The organism is Bradyrhizobium sp. AZCC 1678 (genome assembly GCF_036924765.1).
Classification (GTDB): Bacteria; Pseudomonadota; Alphaproteobacteria; order Rhizobiales; family Xanthobacteraceae; genus Bradyrhizobium; species Bradyrhizobium algeriense.
The window spans coordinates 1,405,440-1,418,350 of record NZ_JAZHSE010000001.1 but is presented as its reverse complement, the minus strand read 5'-3'; the positions used below and the strand labels follow the sequence as shown (position 1 = coordinate 1,418,350).

Annotated in this window: 13 protein-coding genes and 1 pseudogene; 7 read left to right on the top strand and 7 right to left on the bottom strand. The window is 61.7% G+C overall.

Annotation, left to right across the window (positions count from 1 at the left end; all coding sequences use genetic code 11):
• Positions 1–11 precede the first annotated feature (11 nt).
• From V1294_RS06720 to V1294_RS06705, 4 genes and pseudogenes are all read right to left on the bottom strand, one after another.
• Positions 12–682 (bottom strand): annotated as a pseudogene (locus V1294_RS06720) (HAD family hydrolase).
• Between the two features lie 8 nt (positions 683–690).
• Positions 691–1,365 carry a response regulator gene (locus V1294_RS06715; protein ID WP_108514441.1) on the bottom strand — a complete coding sequence of 225 codons (675 nt, stop codon included), beginning with the start codon at positions 1,363–1,365 and terminating at the stop codon, positions 691–693.
• A 237-nt stretch (positions 1,366–1,602) separates the two neighbouring features.
• Positions 1,603–3,735: a DUF294 nucleotidyltransferase-like domain-containing protein gene (locus V1294_RS06710; protein ID WP_334495942.1), complete on the bottom strand. Its 2,133-nt coding sequence runs from the start codon at positions 3,733–3,735 to the stop codon at positions 1,603–1,605.
• 45 nt (positions 3,736–3,780) lie between these two features.
• The gene (locus tag V1294_RS06705; RefSeq protein WP_334495940.1) at positions 3,781–4,401 is read right to left on the bottom strand and encodes a hypothetical protein; all 621 of its coding nucleotides are present in this window, start codon (positions 4,399–4,401) and stop codon (positions 3,781–3,783) included.
• A 290-nt stretch (positions 4,402–4,691) separates the two neighbouring features.
• Between V1294_RS06705 and V1294_RS06700 the strand changes: the two genes are divergently transcribed.
• The 6 genes from V1294_RS06700 to V1294_RS06675 all read left to right on the top strand — a co-directional run bounded on the left by V1294_RS06700 (position 4,692) and on the right by V1294_RS06675 (position 10,253).
• Positions 4,692–4,970 carry a DUF4212 domain-containing protein gene (locus V1294_RS06700; protein ID WP_334495937.1) on the top strand — a complete coding sequence of 93 codons (279 nt, stop codon included), beginning with the start codon at positions 4,692–4,694 and terminating at the stop codon, positions 4,968–4,970.
• A 12-nt stretch (positions 4,971–4,982) separates the two neighbouring features.
• Positions 4,983–6,962, top strand: a complete 1,980-nt coding sequence (locus V1294_RS06695) for a sodium:solute symporter family protein (protein ID WP_334489378.1) — start codon at positions 4,983–4,985, stop codon at positions 6,960–6,962.
• A 173-nt stretch (positions 6,963–7,135) separates the two neighbouring features.
• A complete protein-coding gene (locus V1294_RS06690; RefSeq protein WP_334495936.1) occupies positions 7,136–7,456 on the top strand; it encodes a hypothetical protein in 321 nt (106 codons plus the stop codon).
• Complete coding sequence (locus V1294_RS06685; protein ID WP_108514447.1) at positions 7,453–7,776, top strand: hypothetical protein; 324 nt, start codon at positions 7,453–7,455, stop codon at positions 7,774–7,776. Before V1294_RS06690 ends, V1294_RS06685 begins: the two co-directional genes overlap by 4 nt.
• Positions 7,777–7,873: 97 nt before the next feature.
• Positions 7,874–8,242 carry a hypothetical protein gene (locus V1294_RS06680; RefSeq protein WP_334495933.1) on the top strand — a complete coding sequence of 123 codons (369 nt, stop codon included), beginning with the start codon at positions 7,874–7,876 and terminating at the stop codon, positions 8,240–8,242.
• 361 nt (positions 8,243–8,603) lie between these two features.
• Positions 8,604–10,253 (top strand): MFS transporter, encoded by a 1,650-nt coding sequence (locus tag V1294_RS06675; protein ID WP_442895431.1) that lies wholly within the window; start codon positions 8,604–8,606, stop codon positions 10,251–10,253.
• An 84-nt stretch (positions 10,254–10,337) separates the two neighbouring features.
• Here the strand turns inward: V1294_RS06675 and V1294_RS06670 are convergent, their stop codons facing one another.
• From V1294_RS06670 to V1294_RS06660, 3 genes are all read right to left on the bottom strand, one after another.
• Positions 10,338–10,811 (bottom strand): secondary thiamine-phosphate synthase enzyme YjbQ, encoded by a 474-nt coding sequence (locus tag V1294_RS06670; protein WP_334495929.1) that lies wholly within the window; start codon positions 10,809–10,811, stop codon positions 10,338–10,340.
• A gap of 199 nt (positions 10,812–11,010) precedes the next feature.
• Positions 11,011–11,550, bottom strand: a complete 540-nt coding sequence (locus tag V1294_RS06665) for a hypothetical protein (protein ID WP_108514451.1) — start codon at positions 11,548–11,550, stop codon at positions 11,011–11,013.
• A gap of 65 nt (positions 11,551–11,615) precedes the next feature.
• On the bottom strand, positions 11,616–12,239 hold the full coding sequence (locus tag V1294_RS06660; RefSeq protein ID WP_334495927.1) for a 2-hydroxychromene-2-carboxylate isomerase: 624 nt from the start codon (positions 12,237–12,239) through the stop codon (positions 11,616–11,618).
• A 275-nt stretch (positions 12,240–12,514) separates the two neighbouring features.
• On the opposite strand from V1294_RS06660, the gene V1294_RS06655 reads away from it, so the two are divergent.
• On the top strand, positions 12,515–12,886 hold the full coding sequence (locus V1294_RS06655) for an AtpZ/AtpI family protein (RefSeq protein ID WP_334504534.1): 372 nt from the start codon (positions 12,515–12,517) through the stop codon (positions 12,884–12,886).
• The last annotated feature ends 25 nt before the right edge of the window (positions 12,887–12,911 follow it).

Here is a 12,911-nt window from a genome sequence, read left to right as displayed (position 1 = left end):
TTCGCTGGACGTCACCAGCTCATTGTCCCTTCGACCAGCCTGATCAATTCCGGGTCGTCGAAGGTTTTGGCCGTGCAGACAGCGCCCGCAGCGACCAGATCGCCATGTCCAAGGCTCGTTCGCATTCCAATCGTCGCAATGCCTGCGCCGGAGGCTGACTGAATCCCGGAGCGGGAATCCTCGAACGCAAGAGACAGGTCGGGCGCGGCGCTTACCGCGCGCAGGCCTTCCAGATAAGGCATCGGATGCGGCTTGCCGTGCGCAAGTTCGTCGCCAAGGATGACAGCCTTGAACCGGTGCATGATCCCCAGCCCGGAAAGCATCATTTCCGCATTCAGGCGAGGTGCGTTCGTCACCGCCACCATGGGGACGCTTGCACGATCCGCGCGGTCGAGCAGTTTCATCAGACCCGGTAACGGCTGAATTTGCCCGATGCGAGCTTGCGGAAGGCCTCTTCCTTTTCCGCCATGATAGCCGCCTGGCGCTCCGGCGAATGACCCGGCAGAAACCGTTCGCTGATCGAAGTATTGGAAAACCCCATCAGCTCTTTCGACGCTCGGTCGCGATCGAACACATGGCCGTGCGACGCGAACACTTGATTGAACGCTTCCAGATGAAGCGCATCGGTGTCGGCCAATGTGCCATCAATGTCGAACAGCAGCGCTTTCCCGAATCCCGGCATGCGTGCTGCTACGTCGTCGGCGTGCCCTGGCGCCACTGGCCGCCGGAGATCTTCGCCGCCGCGATCACGGCCTGCGTGCGGCTCTCGACGCCGAGCTTCTGCAGGATCGCCGAGACATGCGCCTTGATGGTCGCTTCCGACACCCCGAGCTCATAGGCGATCTGCTTGTTGAGCAGGCCCTCCGACAGCATCATCAGCACCCGCACCTGTTGTGGCGTCAGCGTCACCAGCCGGTCGCGCAGCCGCGCCATGTCGGGATCGTCGGCCGAGGTGAGATCGGTGTCCGGCGGAACCCAGACGTCGCCTTCCATCACCTTCAAGATGGCGTCGCGCAGGGTTTCGACGCCGAAGCGCTTGGGAATGAAGCCGGAGGCGCCGAAATCCAGCGAGCGTCGGATCGTGCCGGCATCGTCGCTCGCGGACACGATCACCACCGGAATAGCCGGATACTGCGCGCGCAGATAGATCAGGCCGGAGAATCCCGAGATCCCCGGCATGGTGAGATCGAGCAGGATCAAATCGACGTCGGAATCCCGTTCCAGCAGCGCGGTGAGATCGTCGAACGATCCGGCCTCGCTGACGACGGCCGACGCCACCACACTGCCCACCGCCTGCCGCAAAGCATCGCGGAATAGCGGGTGGTCATCGGCAATGACGAGATGGGTATTGGCAGCGGCGGTCATTCAGTTCTTGCGCGAGGTTGCAACGGCACGGACGGGAACAGGCCCGCTGCGTGAATTCAATTGTCCTCCGCCGGGCGGCCGCATGCAAGGCGCAAATATCGCCCTGCGCAGAAGCGGTTAACCGCCCCCTTGTGCATCGCACAATGACCTGGCCGGCGGTCACGCAGGTCGGCAGGGCGCGGGTATTGGCCGTCAATCTCCGCACGGTCCTTGATTGGCGATTGGTAAGACAAGCCATCAGCCCTTGAACGGGACGTCGCGAAGCAATTCGTCGACGGATGCCACCGCTTCAAGCGCCGCCCGCAACCGATCCCTGTCGTGAGTTGACAGCCGATTCACCGAGACGGCATTGGAGGGCGGTATGCCGTGAGTGACATCGTCAACCTGCTGCGACACGATCAGATCGAGAAATACGCCATGCGCTTCGGCAAGCGCGTCCAGATCCGTTTCGCTGACTCGGAGCAACGCCTTTACGCCGGCTAATCGAGCCGGCGTCGATCGATCCATCACGTGATAGCGGATCGCCATGGCGCGCGCTGCGGAAACGACCCCGAACAGTCCTGCCCTCTTTAGATCGATGCGGCCCTCTTCGGTGCGGATGCCGCCAAGAAATCTCAGGCTCCGGGGAACGCTGATCCCCTCGACCAGAAGCTTGGCGAACGCGACCTGACCCTCGGCTGCGGCGAAGGCAGCCCGCCGCACGGCGACTGCAAGACTGCCGTCGCCGTGGACGGCGCGCAGGTCGAAGAAAATATCCACGGACAGCAGGTCCTTGGGGTCGGATCGCGCGATCCAGTGGTCGATGCGGCTCTGCCAGGTCGCGACCGAGCCGCGCCAGGGCGGATTCTTTGCCATGACACCGCCCTTGCAGTAGGGCACGCCGGCCTCGTGCAGGACATCCGCGACCAGCGTCCCCAGGGCCGCGAACCAACGATCCTCGCGACCCTCCGGCTCGCCCTGTTCGAAAATGACGGCATTGTCCTGGTCCATCGCCAGCAGGCTTTCGCCGCGACCGGCCGATCCAAGAACGATCGTTGCGTAGCGGCATGGCGCGCCGCCCTCGCCGCGTTCCCGCATGATTCGCTCGGCGATCGCGGCGGCCTGTCCGGTGAGCCCACCGAGTTCGCGGGAAATCACTTCCGCTATATCCCGGCCGGAGAGTCCCTCGGCCAGCAGCGCTTCCGCGACCCCCGGCAGCTTGGCCCAGGCAACCGCCAGGCCGTGTGCGTCCACCGCATCATCGATCTCCTCGCCGAGCGAAATAGCCTCCCCGGCGCGCAGGCGGAGCAGGTCACGCGCGGACAATGCCCCGACCACGTGGCCAGCCTCATCGACGACGCCGAGGTGGCGGGTCTTGAGACGGTTCATGCGGCCGATTGCTCGATAGACGAACGCGTCATCGAGAACCGCAGCCAGCGGCCGGCTCGTGATTTGTTCGACCGGCAGATCGAGCGCGGCGGCGCCGAACCGGTCGATCGCAGATAGCAGGTCGCGTTCCGTGACAATGCCCGCTTCCGCCGCCTTGACGACGCCGGCAACCGCATGCGGCGCCACGAAGACAGCCGATATTCTTTCGCTCGCAAGCCGCGCGAGCACGTCATGAACTGAAATGTCGGCCTCCACAAAGACCGGAGGCGTCCGCATGATGTCGCGATTGCGATGCCGATAGGCGTAGCTGTCGAAGCGCTTCAGGGTGCGTTCCGCATCGGCGCGTTCCGGAGCTGCGACGGCCTCGATCCAGCCGCTCCGCGCCTGATCGTCGAGTACGGAGGTGAGAGCGAGGCAGGCCCGTTCGGCCTCGGCGATGGTGCGGATCCCGTGATCGCGCAACTTCGGCACCAGCGCCAGAAACATCCGCGACGCCGTCGTGGCGTCACCGAGCGCGGAATGCCTGCCTGCGACGTCGACACCGAGCCATGCGGCGAGCTCCTCCAGCGAATAGCCGACCAGTTCCGGTGCGGCAATCTGCGCCAGCAGCCGCGTGTCCAGCGTGCGTGGCCGTGTCCACGGCAGACCGGCGAGGTCGCATTCCCGCCTCAGCACCGCAAGATCGAATCCGACCGAATGCCCGATTACGACGGCCTGACCGAGAAACGCGGTGAACCGCGGCCAGACATCGGAGAACAATGGCGAGCCGGCGACCATGGCATCGTCGATGCCGTGAATGCGGGTCGTCTCGGCGGGGATCGATTGACCGGCCGGCCGCAGCAACTGACGGAACTTGTCGCCAGCCACCAGCTTTCCGGCCGACAATCGCACCGCGGCCAGCTCGATCACCCGCGCCTTGCGTGGATCGAGCCCGGTGGTCTCGGTATCGATGACAACGGCGTCGAGCGACAAAAGCGGGACGACGCCACCTGTCCTGTCCATCGCCTCTCCCTGCCGGCAGCCGCACGCGGGGTGATGATCGAAGAACTATGCCACGGCAGCCGTGGTCATTGCCCGCTCCAGCGCCGCCCTGTCCATGCGCGAGATCAATTCGTCGTGGATGTTGCACAGGCTGACCCGGAGATAATTCCGCGTGGTCTTGAAATCCCGGCCGCGCAGCTTCTCGTGGATCGGCATCATTGCAAAATAGGCTTCCGCCAGCGGCTCGGGAATGTCCATCACCCGTTTGGGGGCGTGCCCTCCGACGAGATCAAGCCGATGCGCCAGGTTGCTGCGCGCGGCCAGCCATGCCTCTTCTCCAATCGACGGCGGAACGGGATAGCGGTCGAAAACCGAAAGAACGACTGATATCAGCTGGTCGAGCATTTGGCGGCGCGGCATCCCGGATTGGGAAGCGAGCACCCCTTCGATCATTTCGCCGACCATCGAGAGGCCCAGCGGAAAGGCCTGCCAGCGAGCGTGCTCGACGGATTGCGCAAACCCCTCTTCGGCAAACAGAACCTTGGCGTAGTGACCTGCCCGCGCACGCGAGTATTCGTAGATACCCTTCTGCACGATGAAGGCCGATTGCGCGTTGATGAAGTCGGCAAGCTCCTCACGGTCGCGAATCGGCGGACGTGGACGAAACAACTTTTCGAACAGCTTCATCGCACTCTTTCCTGCCAAGTGGACCAGACCGGTTCGCCAGTCTATCCGGCATTTGCCAAGCTCGCACGCTCAAGTGCTGCATTGCCGCTCTTAGCAGCTGCAGCATACGTCTTATTCCCCCAAAGTATTATCGAGTTGGAACCGCCGCTGGTGTTAGCCTTCGTTGACTCCAAACCGGCGCCAGACCGGTTGAAGCCGCGGCATGGGGGGCGCCGCACTGAAGGGATTGCATTCCCCTCGATCATTCGATCCCGGCGCTGACCGGGGTCTTGAGGGAGGATTTGCAGCTCATGGCTAACTCCGCTGATCTGAAAGCGAAAGAAGAAGCACATTGGGCGAAGACATCGCGCCTGATGTACACGCACCTGGCCGTCTGGTTCTTCTTCGGCTTCATCATCCACATGTTCGTGAAGCCGCTCAACAATATCATCATTCCGATCCTCGGTTTCCCGCTCGGCTTCTACATGGCCGCGCAAGGCTCGCTCATCGTGTTCGTGGTCATGCTGTTCATGTTCGCGAAGCAGCAGGACAAGATTGACCGCGAATTCGGCTTTGCCGAGGAAGATTGAGGGGGATCGACCATGGCTACACAAGGCACTGCCAGCACCTCAGACTTCATCAAGAATCTGGGGAAGATGTACGGTACTTATACCGGCGGCTTCATCGGATTCATCCTCTTCCTCGCGGTTCTCGAGCAAGTCGGTGTTCCGAACAAGATCCTTGGCTACCTGTTCGTTTTCTTCACGCTCGCCGTCTACGCCATCATCGGCGTGATGACGCGGACAGCGGAGGTCTCGGAGTATTACGTCGCCGGACGGCGTGTCCCGGCTTTCTATAACGGCATGGCCACCGGCGCCGACTGGATGTCGGCGGCCTCCTTTGTCGGCATGGCCGGCACCTTGTTCCTCCTCGGCTATGACGGGCTGGCATGGGTGCTCGGGTGGACCGGCGGATTTGTGCTGGTGTCGATCCTGATCGGACCATACCTGCGCAAGTTCGGCGCCTATACCGTGCCCGACTTCCTGTCGTTCCGGTACGGCGGCAATTTCGCCCGCGCGCTCGGCGTGATCGTGCTGGTTGCCTGCTCCTTCACCTATGTGACGGCGCAAATCTACGGCACCGGCCTGATCGCCTCGCGATTCCTCGGGATGCAGTTCGAGCTTGCCGTTTTCGCCGGACTTGTCGGCATCCTGCTCTGCGCGATGCTGGGCGGCATGCGGGCGGTGACCTGGACGCAGATCGCGCAATACATCGTGCTGATCATCGCCTATCTGACCCCGATCGTTATCCTGTCCACCACGCAGTACGGAATTCCGATCCCTCAACTCACTTACGGACAGGCGATTGTGGATATTACCGCGCGCGAGCAACAAATGCTGGCGACGGGTCTGACGACAGCCGCAGCGCTGAAGCCGCACATCCAGCCCTTCATCAACTATAGCCCGCTCAACTTCTTTGGGATCATCATGTGCATGATGGTCGGCACGGCTTCGTTGCCGCACATCCTGATGCGTTACTTCACCACCCCGTCGGTGCGTGAAGCGCGCCAGTCCGTGGCGTGGTCGTTGCTGTTCATCTTCCTGCTGTACTTCTCGGCGCCGGCCTACGCGGCGTTCTCCAAGCTGGAAGTTTATACCAACATCATTGGACGCGACCTGACGGCCATTCGCCCTTGGCTGTTCAGCTGGGGTGAGCTGGGGTTGATCCAGATCTGCGGCAAGAACGCAGGCAGCATCGATGCGATTGTCGCAGCGTGCAAGGCGATTGCCGGACATCCCGGTGTCGTCAGACTGCAGGACTTCGTGATCAACACCGACGTGATCGTGCTCTCCACGCCTGAGATCGCGGGACTTCCGTATGTGATCTCGGGTCTGGTCGCCGCCGGCGGTCTCGCCGCCGCGCTGTCCACCGCTGACGGGCTGCTGCTCGCCATCGCAAACGCGCTGTCGCACGACGTTTACTACAAGATGATCGACCCCAACGCGCCGACCATGCGTCGGCTCACGGTGGCTCGCGCTCTCCTTGTGGTCGTCGCCGTGATCGCGGCCGCGACGGCGGCAACCAAACCCGGCGACATCCTGGCCATGGTTGGCTGGGCGTTCTCGCTGGCGATGGCCGGCAACTTCCCGGCCCTCGTAATGGGCGTCTGGTGGAAACGCACGACAGCGACGGGCGCTGTCTGCGGCATCATTGCCGGGTTCGGATTGTGCCTGTTCTATCTCGTGACAACGCGGTACTTCCCGGGCGCAGGCGTCAAGTATTTCGGCATGACCTCGCTGACCAACCCGCTGACCGGGGCGCCGCTGGTCGACATCGCGAAAGCCATGGCATTGCCCAATGCCATGGAAAGCTTCCCCACCCTCGCCCACCCGATGGCCAACAAGGTCGGCTGGTTCGACCTCAACAACATCAACTGCGGATTGTTGGGAACGCCACTCGGCTTCGCGGTCATCTACATCGTCAGCAAGCTCGGCAAGGAGCCGTCTGCGGAAATGCAAGCCTATGTCGACGACATCCGCAAGCCGCGAGGCAGGACGGTGCTCGAGGAGAGGACGACCTGACGCTTCTCAAAACTGGATATCGACAGACGGGGCCTTTCAGGGCCCCGTCTTTGTTTGTCGCATCATATCTGCCTTGCCCGGACATCCTGCCCTTGCCATTGTTAGAGAACGGCGGATTGCAATAATCGGCCTTTGTCTCATCAGATGGTGTCAGGCAGCGAGGAGAAACTCCCTTGGATTTCGCAAGCTCGCTCTCCGCATATTGGTACTTCCATCTGCCCAACTTTGTTCTTGCAGTATTGATGTACACGCTGCTTGGCCGTGTCCTGCTTGGTTTGATGGTGGATGCAGACTCGCCGAATTACATCTGGCGGTTCTTTTGCCGAATCACTGATCCCGTCGTCGCCGCTGTCGCGATCGTGACGCCGAAGGTGACCCCTCCGGTGCTGCTTTGGCTGTTCGGCTTCGTCTGGCTGTTCTGGCTGCGCGTCGTGCTTCACTACACGTTGCTGTTGCTGAATCTCGCGCCCAGGTTCGGCGGAGCAGCGTCATGAACCGCAATTTCTATTTCATCGGGATTGCGTTTTTCGGAATGATCAACGGCATCTTCAACCAGCTCGCGCTGATTTTCACGCTGCTGTATGTCCAGTTGCTCGCCGGCCCGCTGCTGTTTGGCAGCCTGTCCCTGACGCTGATGTTCGCATCGCTGATGGTCTCGACCGCCACCGTCATCCTGGGTGGAATTCCGGCGGCGCTCTACGAGCGGGCCACCGGCGCATCGGAATCAACCAACGCGTCGCTCTGGATATGGCTTGCTGGAACCGCCATTCTCGCGCTTCCCGCCGCCGGTAACTTTCTCAAGATCGGGCTCTAATCGTCGATAGGCGGTGTTGAGGACAAGCCTTGCTGCCGCTACGCTCCGGCCCAAATTGAATCCGACATAATTCCTTCCATTGACGGAATGGCGGATCATGGAAGAGATGCGCCGTATTGCCTATGAGACCGTGCTTCGCGCATGCGGATTCGCGTCGCTGGCCATCTTCTGCATCATGATCGGACTGTCGTTTCTGCCGCGCTCGGCCTTTCAGGCGGGAGGTTTCCTCAGCATTGTGATGACGCTCGTTCTGGTGCTGAAAGCCCGTGAAGCCCTGACCAAAGATCATCGCCGGACCGAGATGTGGCTCTATCTCCCCAAGGAGAGCCGTCCGCCCCTGGCCTCCGCGCAGAGGGTGATTTCGACGATCATGCGCGAGACCTATTTGATGTTCGCGCGCTGGACTGCGCTCATCTCCATCCTGCTGTGGAGCATTGCGCTTCTTTTTTCTGTTATTGGACTTTAGTTCGAGCCGCCTTCCGACGGAACGCCGCGGCCGTCAGGTCTCTGCTTGCTGTTGGCGAATGCAGAACGGTCAAAGCATTGAGAACGGCGTGCAATGCCAAGACCTTCTGTGTTCCGGAAATCGCACTGCCCATTGATTATGCAGCTTGAACCGTGCGGGCGCGGTAGCCGGCTCTGAGGTTCTGTCGTGCACGAAAGCGCTCAGCGCCAGCCGAAAGTACTATTGGGCCAAGCTCCCCGAGCATGTAGGAAGTCCCAAATAATTAAGCGTCGATCTGACGCAACACACATGTTTGTGAGTGAAAAAGGGGAGCGAATCGGAAATGTCTACAATGACTGCCACGTCCGGCAAGGCCGCCGGGATGACGAAGGACGAACGTTTCGTCATTCTCGCGTCTTCGCTCGGTACTGTCTTCGAATGGTATGACTTCTACCTGTTCGGCTCGCTTGCCAGCGTGATCGGCGCGCAATTCTTCGGGGTCATTGATCCCGCAACGAATCAGCCGATGTTCAACCAGGCCACCCGCGACATCTTCGCGCTGCTGGCGTTCGCCGCGGGCTTCATCGTTCGCCCGTTCGGCGCCATCGTATTTGGTCGCGTCGGCGACATCGTCGGCCGCAAATACACCTTCCTGGTCACCATTCTGATCATGGGCCTGTCGACCTTCATCGTCGGCATATTGCCCAACGCGGCGACCATCGGCATTGCGGCGCCGATCATTCTGATCGCATTGCGCCTGCTGCAGGGCCTCGCGCTCGGCGGCGAGTACGGCGGTGCAGCGACTTACGTCGCGGAGCACGCCCCGATGGGCAAGCGCGGCTACTACACCTCGTTCATCCAGACCACGGCCACGCTCGGCCTGTTCCTGTCGCTGCTGGTGATCCTGTTCACCCGTTCCGCACTCGGCGAAACCGAATTCGCGAAATGGGGCTGGCGCATTCCGTTCCTGGTCTCGGTGCTGCTGCTCGGCATCTCGGTCTGGATCCGGCTGCGGCTGAATGAATCGCCGGTGTTCCAGAAGATGAAGGACGAGGGCAAGGGCTCCAAGGCGCCGCTGACCGAAGCCTTCGCCAACTGGAGCAACGCCAAGATTGTCATCCTGGCGCTGATCGGCGGCGTGATGGGTCAGGGCGTGGTCTGGTACACGGGCCAGTTCTACGCGCTGTTCTTCATGCAATCGATCCTCAAGGTCGACGGCTACACCGCCAACCTCTTGATCGCCTGGTCGCTGTTGTTCGGAACCGGCTTCTTCGTCGTGTTCGGCGCACTCTCCGACAAGATCGGCCGCAAGCCGATCATTCTGGCGGGCTGCCTGATCGCGGCGCTGACCTTCTTCCCGATCTTCAGGATGATCACGACCAACGCCAACCCAGCGCTGGAGAAGGCCATCGAGTCGGTCAAGGTGGAAGTGGTCGCAGACAAGGCAGGCTGCGGCGACCTGTTCAACCCGGTCGGCACTCGCGTCTTCACCGCACCTTGCGACACCGCTCGCGCCTACCTCGCGCAGCAGTCGGTCAAGTATTCGACCAGCTACGGCGCGGCAGGCTCCGGCGTGAAGGTTGTCGTCAACGGCAAGGACGTTCCTTACACCGACGCCAAGGCCTCCAACCCGCAAGTGCTGACGGCGGTGCAGGGCGCAGGTTATCCGAAAGCAGGCGACGCCCAGATCGTGAAGATGTCGCACCCATTCGATATCTTCCAGCCGCGGATCGCGGCTGTGATCGGGCTGCTGTTCATCCTGGTGGTCTACGTCACCATGGTGTACGGGCCGATTGCGGCGATGCTGGTCGAACTGTTCCCGACCAAGATCCGCTACACCTCGATGTCGCTGCCCTATCACATCGGCAACGGCTGGTTCGGCGGCTTGCTGCCGGCGACCTCGTTCGCGATCGTAGCCTCGACCGGCGATATCTACGCGGGTCTGTGGTATCCGATCATCTTCGCGTCGATAACGGCAGTGGTCGGCTTCTTCTTCCTGCCGGAAACCAAGGACGTCGACATCACGAAGTAACCGCTTTCGTTCGGCGGTGGCCGGACGAAGAAACGACGAACCGGCCGCGGAGCGATCCGCGGCCGGTTTGCTTTTGTGGGAGCCTCAACCGGTCATGCCAATGAACTGCAGCACGATCTCGCGCCGGTGCGGCCGCGCGCGGTGCTCGACCAGATAGATCGCCTGCCACGTGCCCAGGGCGAGCGCGCCCTGCAGCACAGGGATGTGCAGCGAGGTCGCGGTCAACATGGTCTTGATATGCGCCGGCATGTCGTCCGGCCCCTCGGTGTCGTGGCGCCAGCCGGCATTCTCGGGCGCGAGCCGGTTCAGCGCCGTCGCCAAATCGATGAGCACGGTCGGATCGGCATTTTCCTGGATCGTGAGAGACGCCGAGGTGTGACGAATAAACAGCGTCACCGCGCCTTCGCGCGCATGCACTTCTCGCGCGAACTTCGCGACCTCGGCCGTGAGATCGGTAAAGCCCGCGCCTGAGGTCTGCACGGTCAGCAGCGAGGACACGATGGAGGACGCGGTCACGGACGAAGAAGCAGTTCGAGAAACGGATCTGGGCGCCGTCATAGGTTAGATCTCTCAACACGTCGTCCCTGCCTGGTGCGCAATTGCCCACGGGCGCAGGGACCCATACTCCGCGGCCTCTCGGTTTCAGGCGATCGGAGTTGATACTTTTCAAACAACCAGCAGCGGTGGTTATGGGTCCCTGCTCCCGTGCGCAATTGCGCACTAGGCAGGGACGACCCGCGAGAGCGCGAGCCACCCGTCAAATCTTGCCGTTGACGTCCCTCTGCACCCGGTTGGCCATCTCGATCAAGCGCCGCCAGGCCCGCTCCAGGAACGACATCATGCGATCCATGTCGCGGTCGCTCGGCAGCGGAATCTCGATCTTGCGCTCGGCCTCGGCTACCTTCGGCTCGCTCTTCTTCAGCGAATCCGATTTCGGCAGCGGCTCTTCGATCTTGCCGGGCACGGTCGGCTCGCGCTCGGCGAGTTGCGCCTTGAACCTTTCATTCTCGGCCTGCAGCCGGACAATGTCGGCTTGCAAACGGCCGATTTCCGTGTCCATCGCCGCGCGTTCGTCGGGGACGGCGTAGCAGGCCCAGCCCGCGCCCGAATTGTTGCAGGTCGAAATCGCGCCGGTTCTTGTATCGAGCCGAAGCACGCCCTCCCCCGTCGGTGACAGCGCATAGCGGCCGTTCTCGGTATCGGGCGCGGCTCCCGCGAGCGCGTGGCCGCCGACTGTGAGACAAAGCGCCAGCACGGCGGGCCTTAAGAATTTCGAGGACGATTTCGCTGTGCTCATGGGCTTGCTCCCGCCTCAGGACAGTACCGGTTTCCTCGACCGCCGGGGCGCTTTCAAGGCACCCCTTACACGACTGAGCTATAGGGCGCCCGGCCGGACTTCAACGCATCTTCCAGCAATTCGAGGCGGTCCTGTCCCCAGAACACTTCGCCCTCGAGCACATAGACCGGCGAGCCGAATACGTCGGCCGCGAGCGCATCCTGCCGGTTCTGCTCATACGCCGCGCTGATTGCCTCCGCGCCGGAGCGCTCCACCAATTGCTTGCCGGGCAGCCCCGATTCGTCGGCGAGTTTTTCGATCGTTGCGGGATCGGCGAGATTGAGCTGATCTTCCCATACGGCGGCAAAGGCCCGGCGCAAATAGCGGTCGGGATCGTGGCCGGCCTCGAGCGCCGCGATCACGACGCCATCGGCCAGGCGGGCATTGAATGGCCAGTGCGCCGGCTGCAGATGAAATTTCAGTCCGCGCTTGTCGCGCCAGCGCTGCAGTTCGACCATCCGGTAGCGCTGCCGGACCGGGTGGCGCTTCATCAAAGGCAGGCCGCCGGTCTCCGAAAACAGATCGACCAGCACCACCGGCCTGTGATTTACCTTGAGATCATAAATACTTACTAGGCGCCTAAAGGACTGATGCCCGATATAGGCCCAGGGCGACTGGAGCGAGAAATAGTAATCGACCTGACGCGGCATGTGGGCTCCGGGGCCGGGGATTTTCGTTTCGCTTTGGACATCCCAACAGAGCGTTCAAACGGGTGCAAGATCGATCCGTGTGGCAATACTGCTGCACTGCGATCGCAGGTCCACAGTGTCGCAGGCGGCAACCGAATAAACTCAATCAAATCAATGAAATAGCTGGTTACGACCTAATCTTGACTTGAATAGACGCGGTAAGTATGGTCCGCGCGGCTTTCAAGGGTGACGGGCGTAATTTCCATCAACCGTTGGCATCGTTTAATGTCTTGGGCATGGCCGAAGACAAGAACGACAACGTAAGTGGAAATCGCGATCAGCCGTCCTCCGACGAAGCTGCGCTTTCCGCAAGGCTCGGAAGTCTGGATCAACGGTTGTCCGAAATTCGGGACAGCCGCAAAATCAGGACTGATCAACCCGGAACTGAAAGCGGAGACAGAGCTGCCAGAGCTTCTGCCATGGCGCTTGGTTTCCGGCTTTCCTCGGAATTGGTCGCGGGCGTTGTCGTCGGAGCGGCGATTGGCTGGGGGTTCGACCGTTTATTGTCGACATCGCCGTTCGGTTTCATCGTGTTTCTGCTGCTCGGCTTCGTCGCCGGTGTGGTCAACGTGGTGAGAACTGCAGGCGCAGGTCCAGGCAGGCGCTGAGCGTCGACGGGAAGTCACGACATTT

Bases quoted from the DNA above. Each gene is read 5' to 3' on its own strand.
- V1294_RS06710 (WP_334495942.1), bottom strand. From the start codon at position 3,735: ATGGACAGGACAGGTGGCGTCGTCCCGCTTTTGTCGCTCGACGCCGTT.
- V1294_RS06660 (WP_334495927.1), bottom strand. From the start codon at position 12,239: ATGCCGCGTCAGGTCGATTACTATTTCTCGCTCCAGTCGCCCTGGGCC.
- V1294_RS06665 (WP_108514451.1), bottom strand. From the start codon at position 11,550: ATGAGCACAGCGAAATCGTCCTCGAAATTCTTAAGGCCCGCCGTGCTG.
- V1294_RS06675 (WP_442895431.1), top strand. From the start codon at position 8,604: ATGACGAAGGACGAACGTTTCGTCATTCTCGCGTCTTCGCTCGGTACT.
- V1294_RS06705 (WP_334495940.1), bottom strand. From the start codon at position 4,401: ATGAAGCTGTTCGAAAAGTTGTTTCGTCCACGTCCGCCGATTCGCGAC.
- V1294_RS06715 (WP_108514441.1), bottom strand. From the start codon at position 1,365: ATGACCGCCGCTGCCAATACCCATCTCGTCATTGCCGATGACCACCCG.
- V1294_RS06655 (WP_334504534.1), top strand. From the start codon at position 12,515: ATGGCCGAAGACAAGAACGACAACGTAAGTGGAAATCGCGATCAGCCG.
- V1294_RS06680 (WP_334495933.1), top strand. From the start codon at position 7,874: ATGGAAGAGATGCGCCGTATTGCCTATGAGACCGTGCTTCGCGCATGC.
- V1294_RS06700 (WP_334495937.1), top strand. From the start codon at position 4,692: ATGGCTAACTCCGCTGATCTGAAAGCGAAAGAAGAAGCACATTGGGCG.
- V1294_RS06695 (WP_334489378.1), top strand. From the start codon at position 4,983: ATGGCTACACAAGGCACTGCCAGCACCTCAGACTTCATCAAGAATCTG.
- V1294_RS06685 (WP_108514447.1), top strand. From the start codon at position 7,453: ATGAACCGCAATTTCTATTTCATCGGGATTGCGTTTTTCGGAATGATC.
- V1294_RS06670 (WP_334495929.1), bottom strand. From the start codon at position 10,811: ATGACGGCGCCCAGATCCGTTTCTCGAACTGCTTCTTCGTCCGTGACC.